The 231-nt window shown below is 68.8% G+C and carries 1 protein-coding gene; it reads left to right on the top strand.

Going from position 1 to position 231, the window contains the following annotated elements; translation table 11 throughout:
- A partial coding sequence (locus tag SB754_RS23305) for a toxin-antitoxin system YwqK family antitoxin (RefSeq protein ID WP_410784607.1) occupies positions 1–231 on the top strand: 231 nt, incomplete at both ends.

Genomic DNA, 231 nt, shown 5'->3' with positions numbered 1-231 from the left:
GACGGCGACTACGAGGATCTGGACGCCAAGGGCCGGCCCCGCGCGCGCTATACGATCCGCGACGGCAAGCTGGACGGCCCGGCGGAATTCTATCGCGACGGCGCGGTCACCCAGCGCTGCGCCTTCCGCGCCGGTCTGCTGCACGGGCCCTGCCAGGTCTACGAGGAGGGCGTGCTGCTGCAAGAGGCACATTTCGTCGACGGCGTGATCGACAGCGAGGCGGTCAACTAT

Origin of the sequence: Leifsonia sp. SIMBA_070, assembly GCF_046534635.1 — a bacterium.
Taxonomy (GTDB): Bacteria; Actinomycetota; Actinomycetes; order Actinomycetales; family Microbacteriaceae; genus Leifsonia.
This window is presented reverse-complemented; position numbering and strand designations above follow the sequence as displayed.